The organism is Nanchangia anserum (assembly GCF_015240065.1).
GTDB lineage: Bacteria > Actinomycetota > Actinomycetes > Actinomycetales > Actinomycetaceae > Nanchangia > Nanchangia anserum.
On record NZ_CP060506.1, the window covers coordinates 534,979 to 561,910 of the forward strand.

26 protein-coding genes and 4 pseudogenes are annotated in these 26,932 nt (G+C 66.8%); 27 read left to right on the forward strand and 3 right to left on the reverse strand.

What is annotated here, in order from left to right; genetic code table 11:
- The 4 genes and pseudogenes from H8R18_RS02460 (at position 1) to H8R18_RS02475 (ending at position 4,186) form a co-directional block, all read left to right on the forward strand.
- On the forward strand, positions 1–1,068 hold the full coding sequence (locus tag H8R18_RS02460; protein WP_194189358.1) for an alpha/beta hydrolase: 1,068 nt from the start codon (positions 1–3) through the stop codon (positions 1,066–1,068).
- Between the two features lie 395 nt (positions 1,069–1,463).
- A pseudogene (gene ychF, locus H8R18_RS02465) lies at positions 1,464–2,536 on the forward strand (redox-regulated ATPase YchF).
- 38 nt (positions 2,537–2,574) lie between these two features.
- Positions 2,575–2,838 (forward strand): hypothetical protein, encoded by a 264-nt coding sequence (locus H8R18_RS02470; protein ID WP_194189359.1) that lies wholly within the window; start codon positions 2,575–2,577, stop codon positions 2,836–2,838.
- 442 nt (positions 2,839–3,280) lie between these two features.
- The gene (locus H8R18_RS02475; protein ID WP_194189360.1) at positions 3,281–4,186 is read left to right on the forward strand and encodes a hypothetical protein; all 906 of its coding nucleotides are present in this window, start codon (positions 3,281–3,283) and stop codon (positions 4,184–4,186) included.
- Positions 4,187–4,191: 5 nt separating this feature from the next.
- Here H8R18_RS02475 and coaA read toward each other — a convergent pair.
- Positions 4,192–5,152, reverse strand: a pseudogene (gene coaA / locus H8R18_RS09870) (type I pantothenate kinase).
- A gap of 112 nt (positions 5,153–5,264) precedes the next feature.
- Here coaA and glmS point away from each other — a divergent pair.
- From glmS to H8R18_RS02525, 13 genes and pseudogenes are all read left to right on the forward strand, one after another.
- Positions 5,265–7,196: a glutamine--fructose-6-phosphate transaminase (isomerizing) gene (glmS, locus tag H8R18_RS02485; RefSeq protein WP_191072070.1), complete on the forward strand. Its 1,932-nt coding sequence runs from the start codon at positions 5,265–5,267 to the stop codon at positions 7,194–7,196.
- A gap of 24 nt (positions 7,197–7,220) precedes the next feature.
- Positions 7,221–8,960, forward strand: a complete 1,740-nt coding sequence (locus tag H8R18_RS02490; protein WP_191072069.1) for a bifunctional ADP-dependent NAD(P)H-hydrate dehydratase/NAD(P)H-hydrate epimerase — start codon at positions 7,221–7,223, stop codon at positions 8,958–8,960.
- Positions 8,961–10,163: an alanine racemase gene (gene alr, locus H8R18_RS02495; RefSeq protein WP_191072068.1), complete on the forward strand. Its 1,203-nt coding sequence runs from the start codon at positions 8,961–8,963 to the stop codon at positions 10,161–10,163.
- A 13-nt stretch (positions 10,164–10,176) separates the two neighbouring features.
- Positions 10,177–10,695 carry a tRNA (adenosine(37)-N6)-threonylcarbamoyltransferase complex ATPase subunit type 1 TsaE gene (gene tsaE, locus H8R18_RS02500; protein ID WP_191072067.1) on the forward strand — a complete coding sequence of 173 codons (519 nt, stop codon included), beginning with the start codon at positions 10,177–10,179 and terminating at the stop codon, positions 10,693–10,695.
- A gap of 19 nt (positions 10,696–10,714) precedes the next feature.
- Positions 10,715–11,398, forward strand: coding sequence for a tRNA (adenosine(37)-N6)-threonylcarbamoyltransferase complex dimerization subunit type 1 TsaB (gene tsaB / locus H8R18_RS02505; RefSeq protein ID WP_191072066.1), 684 nt, complete (start codon positions 10,715–10,717; stop codon positions 11,396–11,398).
- Positions 11,395–11,865 carry a ribosomal protein S18-alanine N-acetyltransferase gene (gene rimI / locus H8R18_RS02510; protein ID WP_191072065.1) on the forward strand — a complete coding sequence of 157 codons (471 nt, stop codon included), beginning with the start codon at positions 11,395–11,397 and terminating at the stop codon, positions 11,863–11,865. The genes tsaB and rimI overlap by 4 nt, the downstream gene beginning before the upstream one ends.
- A gap of 287 nt (positions 11,866–12,152) precedes the next feature.
- A complete protein-coding gene (locus tag H8R18_RS09080) occupies positions 12,153–12,509 on the forward strand; it encodes a succinate dehydrogenase/fumarate reductase transmembrane subunit (RefSeq protein WP_227712848.1) in 357 nt (118 codons plus the stop codon).
- A 32-nt stretch (positions 12,510–12,541) separates the two neighbouring features.
- Positions 12,542–13,066, forward strand: coding sequence for a succinate dehydrogenase/fumarate reductase transmembrane subunit (locus H8R18_RS09085; RefSeq protein WP_227712849.1), 525 nt, complete (start codon positions 12,542–12,544; stop codon positions 13,064–13,066).
- A gap of 73 nt (positions 13,067–13,139) precedes the next feature.
- Positions 13,140–13,847: pseudogene (locus H8R18_RS09090) on the forward strand (FAD-binding protein); the annotation flags it as partial.
- Between the two features lie 158 nt (positions 13,848–14,005).
- Complete coding sequence (locus tag H8R18_RS09095) at positions 14,006–14,464, forward strand: FAD-binding protein (protein ID WP_227712894.1); 459 nt, start codon at positions 14,006–14,008, stop codon at positions 14,462–14,464.
- Complete coding sequence (locus H8R18_RS09495; protein WP_265087405.1) at positions 14,454–14,561, forward strand: hypothetical protein; 108 nt, start codon at positions 14,454–14,456, stop codon at positions 14,559–14,561. The genes H8R18_RS09095 and H8R18_RS09495 overlap by 11 nt, the downstream gene beginning before the upstream one ends.
- A complete protein-coding gene (locus H8R18_RS09100) occupies positions 14,558–14,827 on the forward strand; it encodes a hypothetical protein (RefSeq protein ID WP_265087388.1) in 270 nt (89 codons plus the stop codon). Before H8R18_RS09495 ends, H8R18_RS09100 begins: the two co-directional genes overlap by 4 nt.
- Positions 14,824–15,573 (forward strand): annotated as a pseudogene (locus tag H8R18_RS02525) (succinate dehydrogenase/fumarate reductase iron-sulfur subunit). Before H8R18_RS09100 ends, H8R18_RS02525 begins: the two are co-directional and overlap by 4 nt.
- Before the next feature lie 754 nt (positions 15,574–16,327).
- Here the strand turns inward: H8R18_RS02525 and H8R18_RS09720 are convergent.
- The gene (locus tag H8R18_RS09720) at positions 16,328–16,771 is read right to left on the reverse strand and encodes a PLP-dependent aminotransferase family protein (protein WP_338089205.1); all 444 of its coding nucleotides are present in this window, start codon (positions 16,769–16,771) and stop codon (positions 16,328–16,330) included.
- Between the two features lie 134 nt (positions 16,772–16,905).
- Here H8R18_RS09720 and H8R18_RS02535 point away from each other — a divergent pair, with 134 nt between their 5' ends.
- From H8R18_RS02535 to H8R18_RS02550, 4 genes are all read left to right on the forward strand, one after another.
- Positions 16,906–17,577: a metal-dependent transcriptional regulator gene (locus H8R18_RS02535; RefSeq protein WP_191072060.1), complete on the forward strand. Its 672-nt coding sequence runs from the start codon at positions 16,906–16,908 to the stop codon at positions 17,575–17,577.
- A 202-nt stretch (positions 17,578–17,779) separates the two neighbouring features.
- The gene (locus tag H8R18_RS02540) at positions 17,780–18,505 is read left to right on the forward strand and encodes a C40 family peptidase (protein WP_227712850.1); all 726 of its coding nucleotides are present in this window, start codon (positions 17,780–17,782) and stop codon (positions 18,503–18,505) included.
- Between the two features lie 197 nt (positions 18,506–18,702).
- Positions 18,703–19,629: a universal stress protein gene (locus H8R18_RS02545; RefSeq protein ID WP_191072059.1), complete on the forward strand. Its 927-nt coding sequence runs from the start codon at positions 18,703–18,705 to the stop codon at positions 19,627–19,629.
- Positions 19,630–19,662: 33 nt separating this feature from the next.
- A complete protein-coding gene (locus tag H8R18_RS02550) occupies positions 19,663–20,520 on the forward strand; it encodes a hypothetical protein (RefSeq protein ID WP_191072058.1) in 858 nt (285 codons plus the stop codon).
- A 75-nt stretch (positions 20,521–20,595) separates the two neighbouring features.
- On the opposite strand, the gene H8R18_RS02555 is transcribed toward H8R18_RS02550, so the two are convergent.
- Positions 20,596–22,116 (reverse strand): L,D-transpeptidase, encoded by a 1,521-nt coding sequence (locus H8R18_RS02555; protein WP_191072057.1) that lies wholly within the window; start codon positions 22,114–22,116, stop codon positions 20,596–20,598.
- A 248-nt stretch (positions 22,117–22,364) separates the two neighbouring features.
- Between H8R18_RS02555 and rpmE the strand changes: the two genes are divergently transcribed.
- The 6 genes from rpmE to H8R18_RS02585 all read left to right on the forward strand — a co-directional run bounded on the left by rpmE (position 22,365) and on the right by H8R18_RS02585 (position 26,862).
- On the forward strand, positions 22,365–22,583 hold the full coding sequence (rpmE, locus tag H8R18_RS02560; protein WP_191072056.1) for a 50S ribosomal protein L31: 219 nt from the start codon (positions 22,365–22,367) through the stop codon (positions 22,581–22,583).
- A gap of 112 nt (positions 22,584–22,695) precedes the next feature.
- A complete protein-coding gene (gene prfA / locus H8R18_RS02565) occupies positions 22,696–23,793 on the forward strand; it encodes a peptide chain release factor 1 (RefSeq protein WP_191072055.1) in 1,098 nt (365 codons plus the stop codon).
- Entirely contained in the window at positions 23,794–24,663 is an 870-nt protein-coding gene (locus H8R18_RS02570) for a N5-glutamine methyltransferase family protein (protein WP_191072054.1), read from the forward strand.
- Positions 24,664–24,675: 12 nt separating this feature from the next.
- A complete protein-coding gene (locus tag H8R18_RS02575) occupies positions 24,676–25,314 on the forward strand; it encodes an L-threonylcarbamoyladenylate synthase (protein ID WP_191072053.1) in 639 nt (212 codons plus the stop codon).
- The gene (locus H8R18_RS02580; RefSeq protein ID WP_191072052.1) at positions 25,311–26,441 is read left to right on the forward strand and encodes an MraY family glycosyltransferase; all 1,131 of its coding nucleotides are present in this window, start codon (positions 25,311–25,313) and stop codon (positions 26,439–26,441) included. The genes H8R18_RS02575 and H8R18_RS02580 overlap by 4 nt, the downstream gene beginning before the upstream one ends.
- Entirely contained in the window at positions 26,434–26,862 is a 429-nt protein-coding gene (locus H8R18_RS02585; RefSeq protein ID WP_191072051.1) for a hypothetical protein, read from the forward strand. The genes H8R18_RS02580 and H8R18_RS02585 overlap by 8 nt, the downstream gene beginning before the upstream one ends.
- Positions 26,863–26,932: the final 70 nt, after the last annotated feature.

Below are 26,932 nucleotides of genomic sequence, written 5' to 3' on the forward strand. Positions count from 1 at the left end.
ATGCTGACATCTCTGACAACAGTCATCGTCTCGTGGGTCGTCGTGTGTCTCGTCTTTGCCGGCGGCATCTGGGTGTTCGGACGTGTCGGCCGGTGGGCGTGGATCGGGCGTCTCGGCGCTGTCGTGCTCACGTGTGTGTGCCTCGTGTGCGCCATCGGGCTCACGATCAACCGACCCATGGGCTACGTGTCGGATCCGGGGGACCTCATGCGGTTGGTGAGCCCCAGCCACACCGACGACCTCAGCCCGGCAGAGGTCGGCACGCCGCCGACGCCCGCCCCGGCCGCGTCATTGGGGCCGCTCACTGAGTTGCCGACGTCGACGGCTCCCGTGCGCTCGTCGTCGGCCGAGCGGGCAAAGTGGAATCCCGACTGGCACGACGAGGGCGGGGGCGTGCGCTCGGCGAAGTGGACCGGGCCGACGTCGAAGGCGACCGAGCTCGTTCGGGTGTGGACCCCGCGCGGATATTCGCCCACGGATAAGCAACGCTATTCCGTCATCGTGTTTCTCCACGGGTCGCCGGGTTCGCCCCAGGGTGTCATCGAGTCACTGGATGCGCGCCGCCAGTTGCAAGACCTGATCGACCGCAAGGTCATCCCACCCTCGATTTTTGTCGTCCCGAGGTCAACCTCGCCGCGGTCCCCCTCGTGCGCGGACATTCCCGGAAAGCCGCAGGCCCAGAAGTGGCTCTCGGTCGATATTCCGACGATGATCCGCACGCAGTTCCCCAACGTCGCAACTGAGCGGGCCAACTGGCTCGTCATGGGGATCTCCTCGGGCGCCTACTGCGCGGGCAGGACCGCGCTCGTTCACCCGGATCTGGGGTGCGGCAGGGGTGCTGTCGGGGTACGACTACCCCTGGTTGGGCCTTGGGTCAGGGCTCGAAGGAGCTGGGACGGGCCAACACCCTGTCCGTCATGCTCGCGCGCGAGCGCGCGTTCCCCGTGTGGCTGTATCTGTCGGGCACGCAGTCCGATCCGGATTCCGTCAACGTCGCCACACGATCGTGACGGGACCTCTGCATTCCGACGATCGGATCTACACCATATCACACCCGGGCGGACATAAACTGGGTGCAGTGGAAGGGCGAGCTGCCGCTCATCATGACGTGGTGGGGCAAGCAGCTCAACCACGATCACGTCGCGCAGAGGCAGCGCCTCAGGTCGGCGGTGACGTCACTGCCGAGCACAAGCCCGAGACGTACGCCCCCACACCGTTCTCCCTCATGGGGTGGGACGCTGACGGTGAGCATCATCGTGGCCGCCTCGTGCGTGTTGGTCTTCGTGTGGGTTCCCCGCTCGCTCGCGCGCCCGCCACAGCCGCCCGAGTCTTCAAGCGCGGTTTGGCTTGGGAATGTGCGTCATCACGCTCGTCGTCGCCATCGGCCTCGTCGTCAATAAGATGGAGGAGTTCTACGCCTCGATCGGTGAGCTGCTCAGCGAGATCGCTAGTAGGATGAGCGCGTGGCTTTAACGATTGGTATTGCGGTCTGCCATGTCGGCAAATCGACGATTTTTAACGCGTTGACGCGCGCGAGCGTGCTGGCGGCGATTACCCGTTCGCGACGATTGAGCCCAACGTCGGCATCGTCAATCTGCCCGATCGCCGCTTGGACGTGCTTGCCGAGATGTTCCACTCGGCGAAGGTCGTTCCCGCGACGGTGAGCTTCGTCGATATCGCCGGCATCGTGCGTGGTGCCTCCGAGGGCGAGGGACTGGGCAACCAGTTCCTCGCTAACATCCGCGAGGCCGATGCCATCTGCCAGGTCACCCGCGTCTTTGCCGATCCCGACGTCGTCCACGTGGACGGGTGCATCGATCCGGCTGCCGATATCGAGACGATTTCGACCGAGCTCGTCCTGGCGGATCTGCAAACGATCGAGAAGACGATCCCACGACTCGAGAAGGAGCTGCGCGGACGCAAGATCGAGCCGGAGGTCCTCGAGACAGCACGGGCATGCCAGGCCTACCTCGAGGACGGCAAGGTGATTTCGTCGGTTGCCGATCCCTCGACCGCGAGATTGTTCGCGAGTTCCAGCTGCTGACTGCCAAGCCGTTCATTTACGTCTTCAACATGGATGCCGAAGGAATGGAAGACGAGGCCACGCAGCAACGCCTGCGCGACCTCGTTGCCCCGGCCGAAGCCGTGTTCCTCGACGGCGGTTTGAAGCGGAGCTCGTCGAACTCGAGGCCGACGAGGCGGAGAGATGCTGGCCGAGGCCGGCCAAGACGAGTCGGGCCTCGACAAGCTGGCCCGCGTCGGCTTCGACACGCTGGGCTTGCAGACCTTCCTCACCGCCGGCGAAAAAGAGACGCGGGCGTGGACGATCCGCAAGGGCTGGACGGCCCCGCAGGCGGCCGGCGTCATCCACACGGACTTCCAGCGCGGCTTCATCAAGGCCGACGTCATTAGCTACGACGAATTGGTCGCCCTCGGCTCGCTGGCCGAAGCCCGCGATAAGGGCAAGATCCGCCAGGAGGGCAAGGACTACGTCATGCGCGACGGCGACGTCGTCGAATTTAAGTTCAACGTCTAGGTCGTGTGCCCGGTAGTGGTGAGGGGAGGTCGAGTGCGGTGAAGATTGCCGATGCGTCCGCGTGGCAATGCCTGGATACTGCCCACGGGCGGCTGTGGTGGTTGCCGTCCCTGCGTGCGCTCAGACCCACTCACCTTGACCTCTCCGATCCCGCGGCGTGGGCGCGGTCCCAGCCGGGGCAGTGGGTGGCGGTCCTCGAACAGGCCGATCGCGCCCTCATCATGGTCGACATCGCGTGTCGCACGAGCGTTCTGTTCACCCCAACCCCCGGGCCTCGGCATCCGATCCCTCTCCATGGGTGATCGCGACGACGAGCGAGGCACTGTGGCCACACATGCGCGCCGTTCGCGGCGATCGCCAGGCCGCGGAGTTCCGACACCTGGGATTCGTCAGCGGCACCGACACCCTCGTCGAGGGCATTCACGGGGCGTCTGCGGGCCAGATCATCACGCTGAGCGCGAGCGGATTCCGCGTCGACTACACCGTCGATCGGGAGGCCGCCACGCCGCGAGAGGAGAGCGCAGAGCGCTATTTTGCCCGCTTCGGCCGCCGCATCGAAGAGGCGTGCGGGCGGGTGCTCGAGCTCGCGGGCGACCGCCAGCTCCTCGTTCCGCTGTCGGGGGGAGCCGATTCGCGGCTGCTCGTGGCTCTGCTGCGCCGGCTCGGCGCGGCGAATGTCACGACGTTCACCTACGGGTCGCGGGCTCGCGCGAGGTCGAGATCTCGCGACGCATCGCCGAGGGCGTGGGCTTTACCTGGCACGGAGTCACCATCGATCCGCACCAGGCGCGCCGACGCTGGAGTGAGGCGAGCACCGCGGACTTTTTGCGCGCGACGTGGTCGGGGCGGGCCCTGCCCCACATCCAGGACTGGTATGCGCTGGGTGAACTCGCGCGCACGGGCGTCATGGAGCCCGGGGCGATCGTCTTGCCCGGGCACACGATTGTCGGGGTCTATCACGACAGTTATGACCCGACGTTTTCGCCGACACGCCGCCTCAGTAGGCGCCAGCTGCACGCCGAACTGGCCGAGCACCACTACGTGCTGCGCTCGCATCCGGAATACGCCGAACTCGCGGCTCGCCCTCGCGAGCAGATCGCCGCCTTCCTCGATCGGTGGTGGGGCGACGAGGACCCGCGCTATCGCGCCTTTGTCGTCGGCGCCTACAACGTCGTCGAGCGGCAGGCAAAGTACATTAACAACTCGATGCGCGCCTACGAGCACTTCGGTTGCGAATGGGCGCTGCCCATGCTCGATCGCGACGTCGTCGACGAGTGGATGCGCGTCCCGGTCGACCTCATCGACCCCTCGCGAGCGGCCTACGTTCGCTGGGCCAACGAGGTCTATAGCGAGGTGACGGGCTCCTCGGCGGACTACTTCGGCTCGCGCGTGAGCCAGGCGCCGGCCTCGGCGCGCTCGCGCGTGCGGGCGGCGTTGGCGGCGACGGGACTGCTCGAGGCGGCCTCGCGCACCTACGGCCAAGTCGTCAGCCTGCGCCACCCCATGGCCTTCGAGGCGCTACGCGGCCCCCTCAACCAGGCGCAGTACGCCCGCCGCATCATGTCGGGCGTGACGACGCTGGGCGTGTTTGCCGACCTGTTCGTTGCCAACCGGTGGGTGCCCGGTCACGCCATCGTCCCCGAGGACTAAGCGGCTCAGATTTTCCGCAGCAAAATGCGGTGGACGTGGTGGTCGGGGCCCTTGCGCAAGATGAGGTTGGCCCGCGACCTCGTCGGGGCGATGTTGTCGACGAGGTTGGGCAGATTGATCGACGCCCAAATGTTGTGGGCGATATCGCGGGCGATGTCGTCGCTGATATCGGCGTAGCGGCGGAAGTAGGAGTCGCGTTCCAAAAACGCCGTCTGCTTCAGTCGCAGGAAACGCTCGACGTACCACTGCTCGATATCGGCGGGGCGAGCGTCGACATAGATCGAGAAATCGAAGAAGTCGGAGACGGCCAGGGCCGAGGAGGCCTCGCGGTGGGGGCGTGCCGGCTGCAAGACGTTGAGCCCCTCGATGATGACGATGTCGGGGCGGCGCACCGTCGTCACCTCATCGGTGATGTCGTAGATGACGTGGGAATACACGGGCGCGTGCGTCACCTCGACGCCCGATTTGATGTTGGCGAGGAAGCGGGAGAAACGTGCGCCGGTCGTAGGACTCGGGAAAACCCTTGCGGTGGGCGATACCGCGGCGGGCGAGTTCGGCGTTGGGATAGAGGAACCCGTCCGTCGTGACCAGTTCGACGCGTGGCGTCGACGGCCAGCGCCGCAGCAGCTCTTGGAGCAGCCGCGCCGTCGTTGACTTGCCGACGGCAACCGAGCCGGCGACCCCGATGACGAAGGGCGTGAGGGCGTCGGCGCGGGGGCGACCGAGAAAGCGCGAGCGCGAGCGGGCGAGGTCGTGGTGCTGGGTGTAGTGAATCTGGAGGAGCTGGGCAAGGGGACGATAGATCTGGTCGGCCTCGACCGGTCCGATGGGATCGCCCAGCGCCGCGAGCTTAGTCACGTCGGCCTGGGTGAGCGGATACGGGGTGGACTGGGCCAATCTCGCCCACTCGGCGCGACTGTATTTCTCCCAGAAGGATCCCGTGTGCTTGTCCCCACGCTGCGGCATTGGTTCTCCTTCACCCTCGCCCGCTTTAGTGTACGGGGGCGCGGCGACCAATCTGAACCCGATGGGCCTCGCATGTGGAACGAGCGGGCGAAGTCGTGGAAAAATCACCCCCATGTGTGGAATTGCTGGATGCGTCGCGCGCGGTGAATCGACCACCCCCCAACAGGTGGTTCTCGACGGGCTCGCGCGGTTGGAATATCGCGGCTACGACTCGGCGGGCATCGCTGTGGCTGCGGCAACGGGCCTACAGGTGCGCAAGAAGGAAGGGAAACTGGCGAATCTCCTCGCCGATCTGGACGCCGATCCGCTGGCTGTGGCGCGGGCCGCGATCGGTCACACGCGCTGGGCCACTCACGGCTCGCCGAGCGATACGAACGCGCACCCGCACGTCAGCGCCGACGGCAACATCGCGATCGTCCACAACGGCATCATCGAAAATGCCGAGGTCCTGCGCGCCGAACTCAGCGAGCGCGGAATTCGCTTCGCCTCCGACACCGACTCCGAGGTGATCGCGCATCTCCTGGCGTGCGCCGTCGCTGACGACGAGACCGACGAGACGGCGGTGACGCCGGACGTGGAGATCCCGCGGGGAATTGCTGAGGAACACCGAGCGGCGGCGGGTCGACTCGCGCGCGCCCTCGTCCGACTCGTTCCCCGGCTCGAGGGCACGTTCACCATCCTCGCGCTCGATGGGCGCTGCCCCGAGATGATCGCCGCCGCCCGGCGATCCTCGCCTCTCATGATCGGGCGCGGCGCAGACGCCACGTACCTGTCCTCGGACGCGCTGGCGTTTGCCGACCTGGCCGATGACTGCCTGGAGATCGGCCAGGACGAGGTGGCTCTCGTCGGTGCCGAGGACATCCGCATCGTCGCCGCCGACGGCAGCGCCGCGGAAGCGACGCCCTTTGACTATTCGTTCGCCGTGGACGACGTGTCGAAGGGGGAGTGGGCGACGTTCATGGACAAGGAGATCCACGAGCAGCCCCGCGCCGTCGCCGAGACGCTGCGCGAACGCACGGACGCCTCGGGGCTGCTCGTCCTCGACGAGCTGCGCATTCCCGCCCACGTGCTGCGCGAGGTCGACAAGATCATCGTCATCGCCTGCGGCACCTCGGCCTACGCCGGTCAGGTCGCCCGTTACGCGATTGAACACTGGTGCCGGATCCCGTGCGAGGTCGAGCTGGCCAGCGAGTTTCGCTACCGCGATCCCATCGTGTCGCAAAAGACGCTCATCGTCGCGATCTCCCAATCGGGCGAGACGATGGACACGATCCAGGCCATTCGCCACGCCCGTGAACAGGGCGCGAAGGTGCTCGCGATCGTCAACACCCCCGGATCGACGATCGCGCGCGAAGCCGACGCCGTGCTGGTCACCCACGCGGGTCGCGAGATCGCCGTGGCCTCGACGAAGGCTTTCACCGCCCAGGTCACCGCGTGCTATATCCTCGGCCTCTACCTCGCCCAGGTGCGTGGGAACAAGTATGGCGACGAGATCGCCGACTACCTGGCGAAACTCTCCGAGGTCCCGGCCAAGATGGAGCGACTGCTCGGCCAGCTCGATCCTGTCGTCGAGGTCGCGCACGAGCTCGCGCATTCGGCGTCCTCGTTCATCTTCATCGGGCGCCACGTCGGTTTCCCCGTCGCCCTTGAGGGCGCGTTGAAGCTCAAGGAAATCGCCTACGTCCACGCCGAAGGGTTTGCCGCGGGCGAGCTCAAGCACGGGCCGATCGCCCTGGTCGAGTCCGGGGTTCCCGTCGTTGTCATCGTGCCGACCCCGCGCCGTCCCGAACTCCACCGCAAGGTCGTCTCGACGATCCAGGAAGTCCGCGCGCGCGGTGCCCGGACGATCGTCATTGCCGAGGAGGGCGACGCCAGCGTCGAGGCCTGGGCGGACACTCTCGTGCGCGTGCCCCAAACGCCGACCCTGTACATGCCGTTGCTCACCGTCATTCCGCTTCAGGTGCTCGCCGCCCAGGTGGCGACGGACCTGGGCTACGACGTCGACCAGCCGCGCAACCTCGCCAAGTCCGTCACCGTCGAATAGCGCAGCTGTCCTAGACTGGCACGCATGATCAGCGCATTCGACACCGCGACGATCAGACAAGCCGAATACGACCTCGTCGCCCACGCGCCCCTCGACCACGTCATGAAGAAGGCGGCGGGTGCGGTGGCCGAGACCTGTGCTCAGCTCATCGCGGCCCGCGATCTTGCCAGGGCCGGTCGCGTCGTTGCCCTCGTCGGGGGCGGCGACAACGGTGGCGATGCCCTGTACGCGGTGGCGATGCTGGCGCGTTCCGCGATCGAGTGTGACGCCGTCATCCTTCACGCTGAGCCCCACCCGCGTGGGTGCCAGGCCGCCGAGGACGCCGGGGTCCACCTCGTGCGTCCCGATCTGTCGCGATCCCCGCGCGCTGTTGCCCAGGCCGTGGCGCGCACCGTCATCGGCTGCGACGTCATCATCGACGGACTCGTGGGCACGGGTGGGCGCGGTGCGTTGCGCGAACCATTCGCGACGGTCGTCACTCTCGTGCGGGCGGGACTGGCGGACGCCGGCGATCGGTTGGGACGCACCCGACGGCAAAGCCCCCAGACCGGTCATCGCCCGGGGACGAGTGAGCGCTCGCGCCGCCCCCTGGTCGTCGCGGTCGACACGCCCTCGGGCCTCGGCGGGGAGGACGGGAGCGTCGCAGGGGTGCACCTGCCGGCGGATGTCACCGTCACCATGGGCGCACTCAAACCGCAGGCAGTGCTGCCGCCCGCCAGCTACAGCGTCGGTCAGGTGCGTCTGTGCGATCTCGGGGTGACGATCTCGACTCCCGAGCGCGCTCGCTCGCTCGGGGCCGGCGACGTCGGCTGCGCGTGGTCGGTGCCGGGGCCTAGCGATCACAAATACACCCGCGGCGTCGCCCAGGTTGTCGCCGGCTCGACGGAGTATCCGTTCACCGGGGTCATGTGCGTCGAGGCGGCCGCGCGAACGGGTGCGGGGATGGTGCGCTACTCGGGTCCGGCGGAAGCGTCGCTTGCCGTGCTCAGCCGCGTTCCCGAGGCCGTCGGTGCCCCCGGGCGCTTCCAGGCGTGCCTTCTGGGACCCGGACTATCCGAGCGCGATGACGCGAGAATCGAGCAGGCCGGCGAGCTCATGCGCACGGCCCACGCCGCCAACCTGCCGATGGTCCTCGACGCGGGGGCGCTTCGGGCGTGGCGTCGGCTCGTGTCTCAGCTTCCCGGCGGTGAGATCGGGCCGTTGGCTGTCCTCACCCCGCACGCGGGCGAGGCCGCGATGCTTCTCACGCACCTGGGGGCTGGATCTCAGCGCGGCGGTATCTCACGAGCCGAGGTCGAGGCCGAACCGCTGCGGTGGGCGACGCGCCTGACTGAGTGCACGGGTGCCATCGTCGTTCTCAAGGGAGCCGCAACCCTCATCGTCGCTCCCGGCGAGATTCCCTACGTCCAACACCAAGCCCCGGCCTGGGCGGGCACCGCGGGATCGGGGGACGTCCTCGCGGGCATCCTCGTTGCCGTTGCCGCCGCCGCGCAGGCGCAGAGTGAACAGGCTGGCGCCGAGCTCACGCAGGCCGATCTCGCGCGTCGCATCGCCGCCGGCGTGTGGGTCCACGGCACCGCGGCGCGCCTGGCAGCGGGGCTACGTCCCGACAGGCCTGCCGCCGTCGATGCCCTGAGTGTTCAGGCCGAAGACGTCGAACCGATTGGGGCAGGCGCCCCGATCATCGCCACCGACATCATCGCCGCCGTACCGCAGGCCATTCGCCACGCGCTCGCGGCCGGCCCCCTTCGCTACGCTGGCTAGGTGAGTGTGCTTTCCGTAACCGAGTGGCCGACACCGGGGCGTGACCTCGACTCGGCGATGGCGTCGATGCCGGCGCGCATCATCGTCGACCCGGCCGCGATCACCGCCAATCTCATGGCGCTCGATGCTTTGAGCGAGGCCGAGTCAATGAGCGTCATCAAGGCCAACGGATACGGTCACGGCCGCGACGTCGTCGCCCAGGCCGCGGTGGACGCGGGCGTGCGCTGGCTCGGCGTGGCGCAGGGCAGCGAGGCGCTCCAGGTGGCCGAGTGGGCGGCGCGCAGCGGCACCGAGGTTCGCATCCTCACGTGGATCTACGATCCCGACTCGCTCCCGCTCCTCATCGGTGCCGGCATCGACGTCAGCGTCAGTGAGGTCTCGCACGTCCTGTACGCGGCGACAGCGGCCGCCGAGTGTGGCCGTGTCGCACGCATCCACCTCAAGATCGACACGGGCATGTCCCGCGGGGGCGCGACCGCCGCCGATTTTCGGTTGCTCGTCGCGGCAGCTGCCCAGGCGGTTGAGGTCGGCCACTGTGAGGTAGCGGGCGTGTGGTCCCACTTGGCGCGCGCCGACGAGGCCGGTGTGGAGGGGCGTGAGGCGACGGCGGCGCAGCAGCGCGAGTTCGACGAGGCGCTCGCCGTCGTCAAGGCCGCCGGCCTTGGCGCCGGCATACGACACCTGGCGGCCTCCGCCGGCGGGCTGGCTCATCCGGGCGCGCGCTACGACATGGTGAGGTGGGGCATCGCCCAATACGGCTATGCGCCCTCTCCCGACGTTGCCATGCCCGCCGGAGTGCGCCCGGCACTACGCGTCGAGGCGCGCCTGACGCTCGTCAAACGCGTCGACGCGGGTCGCGGCATCTCCTACGGTGCCCTAGCGCGACTGGACGAGGCGCGATGGCTGGGCATCGTGCCGCTGGGATACGCCAACGGCATCCCACGCCTGGCCTCGGGCAAGGCATGGGTGAGCGTCAACGGGCACCGCGTGCGCCAACTGGGACGCATCTGCATGGACCAGTTCGTCATCGACTTGGGGTCGGCCGATCGCGAGCCACTCGGCAGCGTCGGCGATATCGTCGACGTGCTCGGTGGGGCGGGTCCCGATGCCGCCGAGTGGGCCGAGTGGGCCCAGACCATTCCCTACGAGATCCTCACCGGCATGGGGGTGGGCGTTGCGCGCCGACTCGCCGCGCCGGTGTAGGAGGAGGAGATTCATGACCACAATCACCCGCCGGATAGCGACGGCCGAGGACATGCGTGCATGTGGTCGCGCACTTGGGGAACAGCTTGTGGCTGGCGACCTCGTGATGTTGTCCGGCCCGCTGGGCGCCGGCAAGACGACGCTCACGCAGGGCCTCGGTGAGGGAATGGGGGTAGCGGGCACCGTCGCGTCGCCGACCTTCATCGTTGCTCGTGTCCACCCCAGCCAGAGCGATGGCGCGGGGCTGGTCCACGTCGACGCCTATCGACTCACCTCTAGCGAGGACCTCGAAACCCTCGACCTGGATACGGCCCTGCGCGAGCACGCGGTCGTCGTCGAGTGGGGCGAAGGTCTCGTCGAGTCCCTGTCGCCCACGCGTGTCGAGATCGCGATCGAGCGGGCCAGCGGTGTGACCATCACGACCTCCGACGGCGCCGTCGACCTCGCCGGGCTGGACGAGGGCGAGCGGACGGTGACGGCGCATGCCGTCGGGGAACGCGCCGAGGCCATCGTCGCGGCACTGGCCGAATAACCCGGACTAGGGTGGACCCGTGCGTTACCTGTGCCTAGATACTTCTGTCGGAGCCAGCGTCGCCCTCGTCGATACCGATGAGGCGACTCCGCTGGCCAGCGGTGGCTTCGACGATCCCCGCGCCCACTCCGAACGCCTGGCCGAATGCGTGCGCGAGGTGGTCGCCGACGCCGGGTACTCCCGGCTCGCAGATGCCGGGCTCGATCGGGTCGTCGTGGGCACGGGGCCGGCCCCATTCACGGGATTGCGCGCAGGCCTTGTCACCGCCCGCACGCTGGCGTGGGCACTCGGCATCGACGTCGTCGGTATCGCGAGCATCGATGCTCTCGGACGCGCCGCCCTCGACCTCGTCGATCCCGATCGCACGGTCGTCGTCGCGACCGATGCCCGACGCAAAGAGGTCTATGCGGCCGCCTATCGGGCGGCGGGTGCCAACGACGTCGCACGCGTGTGGGGGCCGGTCGTTGAGGCTCCCGGCGTCCTCGCCCGCTCGATCGGCGTCGACGATCTTGTCGCCGGACCCGGTGCGGCGCTCTATCCGGCCGAGTTGCCGCCCGCCATGAGCGAACCCGGCAGGGTTGAGGCCGCCACGCTCGCGCGCATTGCCTACGCGCGCGAGCGTGCGGGAGCTGCGCCGGCCGATCTGGGAACAGAGCCGCTGTATCTGCGTGGGGCGGACATCCACCCGGGTCACCGCCGGTGATCGTTGCCGCCACCCCGGCCGATGCCGAGGACCTCGCCGCACTCGACGCCGAGGTATTCGGCTGGGAAGCCTGGGGGAGCGAGGCCTTCGGCGAGGTGCTAGCCTCCGCCGACGGATGGGGGTTAATCGCTCGCGAGGGCGAGGCCTGCATCGGTGCCATCATCATGACCCGCGGGGGCGACCAAGCGGACGTCGCGACCCTCGGCGTCTCCGCCTCTCATCGCCGCCGCGGCCTCGGCGCAGCCCTCCTCGACGCCGCCATCGACGAGGCCGAGACGCGGGGGATCCGCGAGATCTTCTTAGAGGTACGTGCGAGCAACGAGGCGGCGCAGGCGCTGTATCGCTCGCGCGGGTTTTGCATCATCGCGCGCCGGCGCGGGTACTACCGCCATCCACGCGAAGATGCGGTCGTCATGCGCGCGCGGAGCGGCTCGCGCGTGGGACCGATCGGCAGCGAGACAGCGTGAGCCACGCCACGGAATTATTGAAGGCTTGCGTTGCGAATTGTCCCCCTTCCGTGAACGCTGCGAGCCTGCCTGAGGCCGCTCACCGCCGTTGTGGCGATGCGCTGAGAGGTAGCGAGAATGTCGAGATTTCGCGGGTTTTGCCGCCTGGAGATTGCCGTGGCGCTCGATCTGCCACTAAAGGCCCAAATCTGCCTTGGGGGCGTCGATAGCCTGGCGACGTGGCCAAGAACAATGAAGCACCCACGAAGCGACGGTCGTGGAACACGCAAGTGTTCATGAAACAGTGCATGGCTGTTTCCGGCGTCTTCTTCGTCCTGTTTGTCCTCATGCACTCCTACGGTAACCTCAAGATCCTCGCGGGTCCCGAGGCTTACAACGAGTACGCGCACCACCTGCGCACGTTCCTCATGCCGATCCTGCCCTACGAGGGTCTGCTGTGGATCTTGCGCATTGTGTTGGTGGTTCTCGTCCTCGTCCACATGGGTTCGGCAATCCACCTGTGGATGCGCGGGCGCAAGGCTCGCGGCGCCGCCTATGGACAAGAAGAAGAACATCCTCAACAACTACGCCGCGCGCACCATGATGTACGGCGGCATCTACCTCATCATCTTCATCGTGTTCCACCTGCTGCACTTCACGATTAAGGCAGTCAAGGTCGGTGACACGGCGAACTACTGTGACCGCTACCCAGAACATTCACGGTGAGGCCGTCCCGGCGGCCCCGTGGAACATGATGGTGACGACGTTTAGCCCCGAGAACTGGTGGGCTCTCGTCATCTACCTGATCGCGGTTGGCTGCCTGGGGCTGCACATCGCCCACGGGCGTGTGGTCGGCCTGCAGACGATGGGATGGCTGCGTGGGAATACGCGTCGACTCATCGTGCCGTTGTCGGGTCTCATCGGTGCCCTCGTGTTCCTCATGTTCGCGATCCCGCCGGTCTACCTCATGGTGACCAGCCGGCGCCGATTGGTCTGTAGGAAAGAGGGGAAAGACATCATGTCGGATACTTTGATTGACGGCCTCTACCGCGAAGGCGAGAAGATCGCGGACACGAAGGCACCCCTCGACGTTCCTCTGTCGCAGTGCTGGAGCCAGCGCAAGTTCAACACCCCGTCGTCAACCCGGCGAACCGACGCAAGATCAAGATCATCGTCGTCGGTACGGGCCTGGCCGGCGGCGCGGCAGCCGCCTCGCTGGTGAAGGGCTACACGTCGACGCCTTCTTCTACCAGGACTCCGCTCGCCGCGCGCACTCGATCGCGGCCCAGGGCGGTATCAACGCGGCGAAGAACTACCGCAACGACAATGACTCGGTCTACCGCCTGTTCTACGACACGGTGAAGGGGGCGACTACCGCGCCCGCGAGACCAACGTCTACCGCCTGGCTGAGGTCAGCGCGAACATCATCGACCAGTGCGTCGCTCAGGGTGTGCCGTTCGCTCGCGAATACGGCGGCCTGCTCGATAACCGCTCCTTCGGCGGTGTCCAGGTTTCGCGTACGTTCTACGCCGTGGCCAGACGGTCAGCAGCTCCTCATCGGCGCCTACCAGGCGCTCGAGCGTCAGGTGAAGGCGGGCACGGTTCACGAGCACCCGCGTCACGAGATGGTCGAACTCATCGTCCACGACGGGCGTGCACGCGGCATCGTCGCGCGCGACATGGCGACGGGCGAGCTCGAGACCTACACGGCCAACTGCGTCGTGCTCGCGACGGGTGGCTACGGCAACGTGTTCTTCCTGTCGACCAACGCGATGGGCTGCAACGGCACGGCCGCGTGGCGTGCGCACCGCAAGGGGCGCCTACTTTGCCAACCCGTGCTACACGCAGATTCACCGACGTGCATTCCGCAGCACGGTGATCAGCAGTCCAAGCTGACGCTCATGAGTGAGTCGCTGCGTAACGACGGACGCATCTGGGTGCCGAAGAAGGCCGAGGATTGCAAGAAGGATCCGCGCGACATTCCCGAAGAGGATCGCGACTACTACCTCGAGCGCATCTACCCCTCGTTCGGTAACCTCGTCCCGCGCGATATCGCCTCGCGCCAGGCGAAGAACATGTGCGATGAGGGCCGCGGTGTCGGCCCCGAGATCGACGGCGTTGCCCGGGTGTCTACCTCGACTTTGCCGAGGCAATCGAGCGCATGGGCCGCGATGCCGTGTCGGCGAAGTACGGCAACCTGTTCGACATGTACCAGCGCATCACCGACGACAACCCCTACGAGACGCCGATGCGCATCTACCCGGCCGTTCACTACACGATGGGCGGGGTCTGGGTTGACTACGATCTCGAGACGACGATCCCCGGTCTCTACATGGCGGGGGAGTGCAACTTCTCGGATCACGGCGCTAACCGCCTGGGCGCGTCCGCGCTCATGCAGGGGCTGTCGACGGCTACTGGGTCATTCCCACACCGTCAACGCCTACCTGGCGCAGACGCTTGCCTGGTCGGATCTGCCCCAGACGACCAGATGTCGTCAAGGCGCGCGAGGACGCTCAGGCCCGCATCGACAAGCTCATGTCGATCGATGGCACCCGCTCGGTGGACTCGATCCACAAGGAGCTGGCAAGATCATGTGGGAGTACTGCGGCATGTCGCGTAACGCCGAGGGACTCAAGCGTGCCGTCCAGATGATCCGTGAGCTGCGCAAGGAGTTCTGGACGAACGTTCGCATCCCCGGCAAGGCAAGGGCGAGATGAACCAGTCGCTCGAGCGCGCCGGCCGCCTCGCGGACTTCCTCGAACTGGGTGAGCTCATGTGCATCGACGCGTTGCACCGCAACGAATCGTGTGGTGGTCACTTCCGCGAGGAGTACCAGACCGAAGAGGGTGAGGCGCTGCGTGACGACGAGAACTACTGCTACGTCGCCGCGTGGGAGTGGACCGGTGAGGGCCAGCCCCCGATCCTCCACAAGGAAGACCTCATCTACAACAACATCGAACTGAAGCAGCGGAGTTACAAGTGAACATCACACTCAGGGTTTGGCGACAGGCGTCCGCAGACGCCGAAGGTGCAATTCACGAATACGAAGTCCGCGGCGTCAGTGAGGACTCGTCCTTCTCGAGATGCTCGACATCCTCAACGAGGAGCTGTTCGCCCGCGGCGAGGAGCCGATCGCGTTCGACTCGGACTGCCGCGAGGGTATTTGCGGCATGTGCGGCCTCGTGATCAACGGTGTCCCGCACGGCAACGACTACCACGACAACGGCACGACGGTCAGCTGCACATGCGCCACTACAAGGATGGCGACACGATCACCATCGAGCCGTGGCGCTCGACGGCGTTCCCGGTCATCAAGGACCCTCGTCGTCAACCGGTCGGCGCTCGACCGCATCATCCAGGCAGGTGGCTACATCTCGGTCAACACCGGTGGTGCCCCCGATGCCCACTCGGTGCCGGTGCCCAAGGAGAACGCCGATAAGGCGTTCGAGGCGGCCGCGTGCATCGGCTGCGGCGCCTGTGTGGCGGCGTGCCCCAATGGCTCGGCGATGCTGTTCACGTCGGCGAAGGTCACCCACCTCGGCCTGCTGCCGCAGGCAAGCCCGAACCTGCGTCGCGTGACGAACATGATGACGCAGATGGATGCCGAGGGCTTTCGGCGGCTGCACGAACTACGGCGAGTGCTCGGCGGCGTGCCCCAAGGACATCCCGCTCGACGTCATCTCGACGTTGAACCGCCAGCTGGGTAAGGCGGTCCTCAAGGGCGTCTAAGCGCCCCAGCTTGGTCACACAGTGGCGGCGACCCCTTCGGGTCGCCGCCACTGCTGCGTCGTGGGCGTCGTCTAGGCGGCGATGCGCTCGATGACGTAGTCGAGGCACGCGGGAGCGCTTCGACGTCGTCGGGGCTGATGACCGGGAAACACCCAACACGGATCTGGTTAGCCCCGACGCCGCGGTAGGGATTGACATCGCGGATGCCGTTATCGCGCAACGCGGCGATGACGGCGGTGGCATCGACGTTGTCAGCGAATTCGATTGTTGCGACGACGGGAGAGCGCAGCGACGCATCGGCAACGAACGGGCGCGCGAGCGGATGCGCCTGGGCCCAGTCATAGAGGATGCCCGATGAACGTGTGCAGCGGGCCTCGCAGGCGTCGATTCCACCCAGCTGTGCCAGCCAGTCGAGCTGGTCGGCGAGGACTCAAGCGTGGCGATCGCCGGAGTGTTGAGCGTCTGATTCTTCCGAGAATTGGCCAGCGCCTGCGTGAGGTCAAGAATTGACGGGATCCAGCGCTCGCTTCGGCTAAGCTCTTCGGCGCGCGCGATCGCGGCGGGGGAGAGGATCGCGAACCACAGCCCGCCATCGGCGGCGAAGGCCTTTTGCGGCGAGAAGTAGTAGCAGTCGATGGCGCTGATATCGACGGCGACGGCGCCGGCGATCGACGTGGCGTCGATGAGCGTGAGCGCATCGGGATCCGCGTTCGCCGGCCGCTCAGTGCCGGCACGCACCCCCGTCGACGTTTCGTTATGGGCCCAGCAATAGGCATCTACTCCGGGAATGGCCGTCGGTAGTGCCAGGCCGCCGGGATCTGCCACCGTGCGAATGGCGGCACCCACGCCCCGAGGTGGGTGCACGGTCGATCTCGTCGGCGCACTTGGCCGTGAACGAGCCGTAGACGCCGCATGCCGCGCGTGAGCGGATGAGGCATGCCGCGTTGATCGCCCACATCGCCGTCGCCCCGCCGTTGCCCAGCGCAATCTCCCAGCCCTCGGGCACCTCCAAGAGGTCGCGAATGCCGGCACGGATGTCGCCGACAAGATCCTTGACCGGGGCCTGTCGGTGAGACGAACCCAGACGTGAGCTGGCCCCCAATTTGGCGAGAGCATCCTTACGTATAGCCGTGGGGCCGCACCCGAAGTCGCGGACGGCAGGCAGCAGGTCAGCAGGCAGACTTAGCGCGGTGTTCATGGTGAAAACGTATCAACGCCGCCCTTGGGTGAGGCTGCCTCGTCCGGTGGGTGTTCGCCGTTGGGTGCGGGCGAGTAGCCTGGCACCAGGCGTGAGCTTCGGAAATGTCGGTGCCCACAGAATGGAGTATGCGCGTGAGTGATCTCATCGATACCACCGAGATGTATTTGAAGACCGTCCTCGAGATGGAGGAGGACGGCGTGACTCCGCTGCGCGCGCGTATCGTCGAACGGCTCGGGCACTCCGGCCCGACCGTGTCCCAGACGGTGGCCCGTATGGAACGTGACGGCCTCGTACACGTTGGCCGCGACCGCCGCATCGAACTCTCCGACGCCGGGCGCGATCATGCCGTGACCGTGCTGCGCAAGCACCGCCTGGCCGAACGACTGCTCCTCGACGTCATCGGTTTGGAATGGCCGCTGGTACACGATGAGGCCTGCCGGTGGGAGCATGTCATGTCCGATGCCGTCGAGGCGCGCCTCGAGGCGCTGCTCGCCGACACCGACGTCGACCCCTACGGCAATCCCGTGCCCGGATCGGGACGCTGCGTTGATCCGCTTGAGTCCTCGATTGCCGAGGCGTGTGATCTTCACGGTGAGATCGCGGCGGCCACGGTCAGCCGCATCGGTGAGCCCGTCCAGGCCGACGTCGAGCTGCTGCGGGAAATCGAGCGCCTCGAGGTCGGCATGGGCGCGCGTGTTCGGCTGCGTCCCGAGGGCGAGGACGTGCACCTGTGCGGGTCGAGTGGCTCGGTGCGGATCCGGGGCCCGCTTGCCCTGCACTATTTCGTCGTCTGTGACGCCTAGTGACACTGATCTTCGCGTGCCCGCGGCCCTCCGGTCGCGGGCACGTGTGTTATCAAATCGTTATGTGGCGCGAGTCTCATCGCGTAGTTGTAATCAAAGTGTGACTTTCCGTGATCGGTCCGTTATTGTGGTCGTGTTGGACGCGCCGAGACGTGCTTTCGGCGGTCATATCCGCATCGTCATCGATCAGGAGACATCGAACGTGGCTAATCGCTCCGCTGCCCGCCACCGCGCGGCCTGCCGTCCCACGACTCCTCTTACTCACGCGGCCGCCGTCGTGACCTCTCCGGAAGCTCGCCGTAAGGCCGCCGTCCTCGCTTCCTCGGGTCTCGCTGTCGGCGTCATCGCCGCCCAGGGAACGGCCAACCTGGCCGTTGCAGAGACCTCGGGTTCCGATGCTGCGGCCCCCGTCCGCGCAGCCGTCAACGAGACGGTCACGGCCCCCGCAGGCGATTTCACCATCTCGCAGGCGTCGATGAAGGTCGTCGCGAAGCCCGTCGTTGCTCGCGAGACGCGCGCGGCGACGACGCCCGCGCGCACCCAGCAGGCGCAGGTGAGCACCGCCTCCTATGACGTGCCTCCTGTTTCCGCGGCGAGCGGATCGATCACGGCGATCGCCATGAACTACCTCGGCACGCCCTACGTCTACGGCGGGTCGACTCCTTCGGGCTTCGACTGCTCGGGCTTCGTCAAGTACGTCTACGCTCAGGCCGGTATCGCGGTTAACGGCCGCACCGACGCCTCGATCATGGCCGGTGGCACGAAGATCAGCCTCGCCGATGCTCAGCCCGGCGACATCTTGTGGCACAGCGGTCACGTCGGCATTTACCTGGGCAACGGCATGTACATCCATGCTCCCAAGCCGGGTGACGTCGTGAAGGTCTCGCCGATGCGCTACGGCGGCTTCACGACGGCCGTGCGGTACTAGTCGATTTTTCCATCGCTGCGGCGGGGAGAACCATTTTGCGGTTCTCCCCGCCGTAGTCGCGTTGTGGCGACGCAATCGAGCGGTGGGGCGAAATCGATTTCTGAGATTGAGCCGACGGGAGGGGCGGCGCGTTATCCTTAATGTGTGCCCGGTCACTACTGGGTCAGCAGAGGCGGTGTCCTAGGAGGTTGAGGATCATGTCTGTTCGAGACGTCATCGTTGTGGGAGTCGACGGATCTCGCGAGTCCCTAGAAGCGGCTCGGTGGGCAGCAGCCAGGGCCAAGCAGTCAGGCTGGGAGCTCGATATCGTGTGCGCCTACGCCCTCCCGTCATACACGGCCGCCTCCATGGATTCCGGCTTCGCCGCCGTTGACGACAACGCGATTGAGGCCAGTGCACAGGCTGTCGTCGCTGAGGCGGCAGAACACGTGGCGTCCTTCGGCGTCACCGTCGCTACGATCGCTCAGCAGGGGGATCCCACGGGAACCCTCGTCGAGTTGTCGAAGTCCGCCCGCATGGTCGTCGTCGGGACCCGCGGCGGTGGGGGCTTCGCCGACCGACTTCTTGGCGCAACCTCCTCGGCGCTGCCGGCCTATTCCCACTGTCCCGTCGTCGTCGTTCCCCGTCACCGCGAGGGCTCGGAATTCGTCCCGGTTGAACGCATCGTTGCCGGTGTCGACGGATCCCACCAGTCCTCGGCGGCGTTGGAGGCGGCCGTGGGCGAGGCCGCGGCCTGGGACGCAACGCTCACGGCGGTAGAGGCTGTTCCCATGGCGTCGAGTGCCGGCTCGTTGGCGTGGCTTCCCCCCGCAGTCGACCGCTCCGAGATCCTCTCGGACGTGCGCTCTCAGCTGCGCACGCTGTGCGACCACGCGAGCGCTGACACCGACGTCACCGTGCGGGCACACGCGCTCGACGGAAATGCCGCGATGCTGCTCGCAGAGTTCTCGACCGCGGTTGATCTCGTCGTCGTGGGTTCGCGCGGTCGCGGCGGGGTGCGCGGTTTGCTCTTGGGGTCGACGTCGCAGTCGGTGCTGTCGCATTCGATGTGTCCCGTTCTCGTGGTGCCGTCGCGTCGCAGCGAGGACGAGCACACTCCCAGGCCGAAGTGGCGACGCCGTTAGTCGTGGGCGAAAGGCAATTTCTAGGGTGAGGGCATGCGGACGTATCAGGGGCTAGGGCTGACCGGTCCGAGCGTGCAGACGCGACGCGCGATTGGAAACCTCATCGACGCCTGGGAAGCGGCGCCCGAGACGGTGCTGCGCCCAGCGACAGGCTGGTGGGCAGCGGCGTGTGTCGATGGGCGCGACGTCGAATGGGGAGGCGGCGAGCAACACTTTCCGCGCCTCGCCGGTGGTGGCGTGAGCGCGTTCGCCGGGATGCTGCTCGCCGGTGCGTGGGCTGATGACGCAGAGACCCCGCGTGCCCTCGCCGAGCGCTTCGTCGGCCTCGTCCACGCAGCCGGATGGCCCGTCGTCTTTCACGTCGACGAAATGGCGGGGCAGCGGCGTTCGGGCTGCGGAGCGGCGGACGGGTGGGGGCTCATCCTCAGCCTCATCGGGCGAGACGAGAAGGGCGTCCACGCCTTTCTCGAGGCACTCGGGCGCGGCATGCCGCGCGAGGAGCATCGCGAGCGCGCGCGCATTCTCGCGCACGATCCTCCGCGCGGTCCCGAGCTTCGCGAGGCTTTTGCCCTGGCGGCAACCGAACCCGAACCCGTCATGGTGGGTGCCCATCGCGAGGTCGCGACCATCATCAACATGTGTCCTGGAACGACGATTGACAGGGCACGCGTCAATCGGGCGCTTACGGACGTGGGGGTCGAGGAGCCGCAAGTCTTCGTCTGTGACGCGTGGGCGGCGGCGCCGATGGCGCGGGCACTCGCCCCGCTCATCGACGCCGATGTCGCTGACGTCGAGATGACGATGTTGGCCTATGCGATGGCAGCGCTCGTCGTCCTGGGGGGCGAGGCCATGCCGTGGGCACTATTGCGCGCCGACGCAGGGGCCGACTAAACCCCGTCGGCCGACAGCCGAGTGTGAATACGCGTGTGGGCGGGGTCCTCCCCGCCCACACGCGTATGAGCTGGCCTAGAAGTGGGACACGACGACGGTTCCCGTGGGAGCCCAGTTGTAGAACCATCCGGCCTCGCCGACGGGCAAGTTGATGCACCCGTGCGATCCACCGGCGGCACCGGGGCCAAAGGACGAGCGCCACGGTGCCCCGTGCAGCGCATAGCCCTGGTAGAAGTACGTCGCGTAGGGGACGTTTTCTGTCTTGTAAGGGGTGCCGTCGGCGTTAAAGCCGCGCATCGTGTCCGAGCGGACCTTGCGCTCGACGGCGAAGCGGCCGGTCACGGTCGGAGTTTCCGGGGCACCCGGGACCATGTAGACCGGTCCACGAACGACGGTGGCACCCTCGTACGCGGTCGTCGTGCGCGTGGAGAGGTTGATGTCGATCCACTTTTCGCCGGGGGCTGCCGGGTAGGCAAGTTTCTCGGCACCGGCGGCAATCACGGTGTCTTTCCACTCGGCCTTATTGACAGCCGTCTCGAAGGCACCGGTATAGGCCTTGCCATCGCTGAGCGAGGTGACGATGCCCTGGGTGACGGCGTCACCGTTCGCGACGTTCACGCCGTCAACGGCCTTGACCTTTTCGAGGACGACGTCGCCCTTCTCGTTGACGTAGCGGCTGCCGTCGACCCGGGTGACGAGCAACGGCTTGGCCGCGGCATCAACCCACTGCTTGACCGCGTCGGTGTTGAGGGTCGCCGTGGTGGCTTCCTGGCCGATCGCCGGCACGTTGACCCAGGACATGCGCTGCTTGACGTCCGGGGTCGCCGTGGAATCTCCGACGCTCACGGTGACTGCCGGGCTCAGCAGCGAGTTTGCCTGCTCGGCGAGCTTGTTCGCGTCGTCGAGGGTCTTCATGGGCTCGATATCGCCCAACGTCGTCTTCAACGTGTAATCGGCGTCGGTGCCGATGACGCTTTCGGCCCCTTTGAGCAGCGAGCTGGGCGCCACTCCGTGGCCCTTCTTGCCATCAACCGCGACGAACTTTCCTGCCGCCTCGTCGGCATGCACGCTCGGCTCCGTGGCCGGGAAAGCGCCGTCGACGCCTTCGGTGAGCGAGGACGCAAACGCGTTGAGCGTGGCGTCATCCCACGTGAGTACGGGGCGAATGCGGGTGTCGACAAAGGGGGCCGAGAAATAGTTGGAGAGCGAACCGTTACCAGCGAGCGCCTGGCTGGCCGTCTTGTTGGCGTCGACGTGGACGCCAAGATCGGCTAGCGACGCGGTCTTTGTGTTGAGCCCCTCGCCGGTGACGGTGAGCTTATGAGACTTTTCGGCGTGCGAGATCATCTGGGTGATCTCGCCACGCGTCATTCCTGATACCGAGGTCTGTCCGATCATCGTGCCCGGCAGCGCGCGATGACCGGCGCCGTAGTAGATGCCGTAGCTGGCCGCAGCCGCGACGATGGCGACGCCGGCAATCGTGCCGCCGACGACGACCATCTTGGTGCGGCGTGACCATGCCGACCAGCGCCCACGTTTCCGGGATGCGTCGCCCGAAGCCATGGGGGTGATGGTGCGTGTTTCGTTATCTGACATCCCTGATCCTCACAGGATTTTCTCGCGTATCAGCGCGGTAAAGACGACTGTTACCTCTGTGCGCGAGTCTAGAGGTGTCGCTTGGGCGATACCACCGATAACGCCCGGGAGGACGCCTTTCGTGAGCAAATCCTCATCGACCCTCATCGACAGGTCGGACTCAGGCGCGCATAATGGCTGGTGGTCCCGGTTCACCGCGCGTCTTTCGCGTGGACCCGGCATCCTCGAATTCCTTAAGGAGACGAACCATGAAGCCTGGTATTCACCCCGCCTACGGGCCGACACAGGTCACGTGCACGTGCGGTAACTCGTTTGAAACTCGCTCGACCGCGCCGTCGGGAACCATCCGCGTCGAAGTTTGCTCGGCGTGCCACCCGTTCTACACGGGTAAGCAGAAGATCCTCGACTCCGGCGGCCGCGTGGCTCGCTTCGAGGCTCGCTACGGCAAGCGTTCGCGCTCGAACTAACGCGTGTGTTCGGCGGGCGGTCGGGTGTTCCGGCCGCCCGCCGAACGTATGTGCCCACCGCGGCGGGCATACTAGGTGTGACCGTCCATGATCGATCTTTCAAGGAGCAGGCGTGGCCCTTTCCCTTTCGCTCGATGACTTCCAGGCGATCTACGACGAGCACCGTGACGTCGAACAGAAGATGTCCGACCCCGCGGTGCTGTCGGATCCGGCGAAGGCCCGCCCCCTGGGACGCCGCTACGCCGAACTTGGGCGGATGACCGCGGCGATCGACGAGTGGAAGGCCGCGGGCGAGGACCTTGAGGTCGCCCGCGAACTGGCCGAAGACGACGCGTCGATGGCCGAGGAAATCCCCGCGCTCACGGAGCGCCTGACGGCGGCGGAAGCAGCGCTGACGAAGGTGTTGGCCCCGCGTGATCCCGACGACGCCCGTGACGTCATCATGGAGATCAAAGCCGGTGCCGGTGGTGAGGAATCGGCGCTGTTTGCCGCGGATCTCATGCGGATGTATACCCGCTACGCCGAGGTGCGCGGCTGGAGTGTGCAGGTGCTCGGCGCGACGGAATCCGATCTTGGCGGAATTAAGGACGCCCAGATCGCCATCAAGGCCAAGGGCAATCCGGCCCCCGAAGATGGGGTGTGGGCGGCTCTGAAGTACGAAGGCGGGGTCCACCGCGTCCAGCGCGTTCCCGTCACCGAGTCGCAGGGACGCATCCACACCTCCGCTGCCGGCGTCCTCGTCATGCCCGAGGCCGAGGAGACCGGCGAGATCGAGATCGACATGAACGATCTGCGCATCGACGTCTTTCGCTCATCGGGTCCCGGCGGGCAGTCGGTGAACACGACGGATTCGGCGGTGCGCATCACCCACGTGCCGACGGGCATCGTCGTGTCGATGCAAAACGAAAAGTCGCAGATTCAAAATCGCGAGGCGGCGATGCGAGTGCTGCGCTCGCGACTGCTGGCCGAGGAACAGGCCAAACGTGAGGCCGAGGCGGCCGAGGCTCGCCACTCTCAGGTGCGCACCGTCGACCGCTCTGAACGCATTCGCACGTACAACTTCCCCGAGAACCGCATCGCAGATCACCGCACGGGATACAAGGCCTACAACCTCGACGCCGTGCTGGGAGGCGATCTCCAACCCGTCATCGATTCGGCGATCGAGATGGACGAGGCCGAGCGGTTGAAGAAGTTCGGCGAGGACGCCTAGGTGCGACTGGCTCATGCCCTGCACGAGGGCGCCTACGTGTTGGCCGAGGCCGGCGTGGATGCCCCGATGGCGGACGCGCGAGTCCTTGCCGAGCACGTGATTGGCGCCCCGCTGTACGCGGCCGCCGGCGATCTCGACGATGCCGCGTGGTCGCGCTACATGGCGCTCATCGGTCGGCGGGCGGCGCGCGAGCCGCTCCAACACATCACGCAGCGAATGGCATTTCGCTTCCTCGATCTTCACGCTCGTGACGGGGTGTTCGTCGTGCGGCCCGAAACGGAATGGGTTGTCGATAGTGCGATTGAGCGGTCGCGCCATCTCGTCGACGCTGGTCGGCGTCCCCTCGTGCTCGACTGGTGCGCAGGCTCCGGCGCCATTGGCATTGCTCTGGCCACCGAGGTCGCCGGCATTGACGTCATCGCCGTCGAGATCGACGCCGCGGCCTGCGATCTTGCCCGGCTCAATGCCCGCGAGCACGTTCCCGCGCCGGGCTCGACGTGGAACCTCGTGCACGCCGACGCGTGCGACGAACAGGTGCTGGCCGAATACGACGGTGACGTCGACATCATCGTGACGAATCCGCCCTACGTCGTCGCGGATACGATCAGTCAGCCCGAGGCCCTGCGCGATCCCGCGCGCGCTCTGTACGGGGGAGGCCCGGACGGCCTCGACGTTCCGCGCGCGCTCGTGCGGCGAGCGCAGCGGGCACTGGCTGCCGACGGCCTCCTTGTCATGGAACACGGCGAGGAGCAGGGGCCGGCGCTCGTGGAAGCTGCCAGGGCATGCGGCTTCGAGGCGCGCGCGTGTCGCGACGCCACCGGACGGGTCCGGTGGCTCGAGGCCTACTCGCCGGGTGCGCAGCGATCGTGAGAGACTGCGCATATGGTCGACGTCATCTCCACCCCGCTTAGCCCCGGCGATCGCGCACGAGTCAAGGAATGCCTCGCCGCCGACAACCTCATCGTCGTGCCGACCGACACCGTCTACGGTATTGCGGCACGCATCGATTCTCCGACGGCGGTTAAGGCGCTCGTCGGTGCCAAGGGGCGTCACCTGAGGCTAGCGCCGCCCCCTGTCCTCATCGGTTCGCTTGACCAGGTCGACCTGTTGTGCAGCGAGTGGCGTCCCCGAGCGGCGGCGCTCGCCGAGAAGTTTTGGCCGGGACCGCTCTCGATCGTCGTTCCGGCCCGCACCGAGGCGCTGGGGTGGGACACGCGCGTCCACGACGGCACCGTTGCCCTGCGCCAGCCCAATCATCCCGAGTTGCAGGCGCTGCTCACCGAGATCGGTCCCCTTGCGGTGACGTCGGCGAATATCCACGGCTTGCCGCCGGCGACGACCATCGAGGCGGCCCAGGACACCTTCGGCGAGCGCGTCGGACTCTACATCGATGATGGTCCCACCGAGGGGCCGGTTCCCTCGACGATCGTCGCCGTCGTGCGCGAGCTGTCGTGGAAGGTGTTGCGCGTCGGACAGATTCCCGGCGACGACGTCAAGGCCGTCCTGCGGAGCTGCGGGTGAAGGCGTACCTCCTGCTCGCCTGCCTCGCGATGGCGTTCACCTACCTGGCGACCCCGATTGTGCGTCGCCTCGCCCTCGCGTGGCACGCGCTGACGCCCGTGCGCGACCGCGATGTTCATACCCATCCGATTCCGCGGCTGGGGGGCATCGCGATGACGTGGGGCTTCGCGGCGACGATGATTGTCGGCTCGCGCTTCCCCTACTTCCACGAGTTCTTTACCTCGGCGCAAGCGTGGTGGATTCTCGCGGGAGCATGCGCGATTTGCGCGCTGGGCGTCATTGACGACGTGTGGGATCTCGACTGGTGGGCCAAACTCGCCGGCCAGCTGTTCATCGTCGGCCTCGTTGCGTGGAATGGCGTCCAGGTCGTCTCGTTCCCCCTCTTCGGCGTCACCGTCGGCTCGGCGCGAGTCTCGATAGCCGTCACCGTCCTCGTCATCGTCACGGCGACCAACGCTGTGAACTTTGTCGACGGCCTCGACGGATTGGCCGCGGGAACGGTCGCCATCGGGGCCGGCGGATACTTCGTCTACACGTATTTGCTCGTGAGGATGACGAATGCCCAGTCCTACGCATCGGTGACAGCGATGCTCATGGTGGTCCTCGTCGGGATCTGCCTGGGCTTTCTGTGTTTCAACTTTCACCCGGCAACGATCTTCATGGGGGACTGCGGGGCCATGCTGCTCGGCTACGTCGTCGGCGTCGCCTTCATTCTCGTTACCGGACAGATCGACACGACGGTGTTCGGCCACGCCCAGATGCTGCCGGCAATCCTGCCCTTCGTCTTGCCCGTGGCGACCCTCATGCTGCCACTGCTCGACATGACGATGGCCGTCGTGCGACGCCTGCGCGCCGGCCAGACGCCGTTCCATCCCGACCGCAAGCACCTGCACCATCGCCTGCTCGCCGCCTCACATTCGCATCGCAAGGCGGTCGTCCTCATGTATGCGCTGTCAGCGGCGGTCGCCGTGGGTGCCATCAGCTTCCTCGTGTTGCCGTGGCCGGGCGCGCTGGGATTGAGCGGGACGCTTGCACTCGTCGTGATGGGCCTCCTCGTCGTCGCACTGCCGGGCATGCGCCAGAAGTACGTGCCCTGGGTCGATCGCGTGTGGCAGCACCATGGCTAAGCCCCGACCACGCACGGCACAGGCAGCGCGCCGCGCGATGCTGCGCGCCCAACTCGGCGTGAGCCTCGGCCTCGGCCTCGCCTACGCGGTGGCCGGCGCGGTCGTGGGGCACGCCGATGTTGTCGCGCTCGCGGCGGGTGTGGCAATCCTCGGGGTATGTCTCGTCGCCATCAGCGCTCTCGTCAGCGCTCGCCAGCTGGCGGCCCTATCCTCGGCGCTGACGACTCAGCTCGTCGGGATGTGCGTGAAAGCCGGGTGCCTCCTCGTGTTCGTCATCATCGCCGACGCCCTGGCGTGGCCGCGTGACATGGCCGGAGTGGGAGCGATCCTCCTGCTGGTCGCCCAGGCGGTAGCGGCGGCCGTGGCGATTCACCGCACCCGTGTGAGCCTTCTCGATTCGACCGAGACGAGTGGGACGTAGGTCATATCGGAGGCGAAGTCGCCTGGCGCGCATACCTATTCGATAGAGTGAGCGTCGTGCCGAAGGAAAC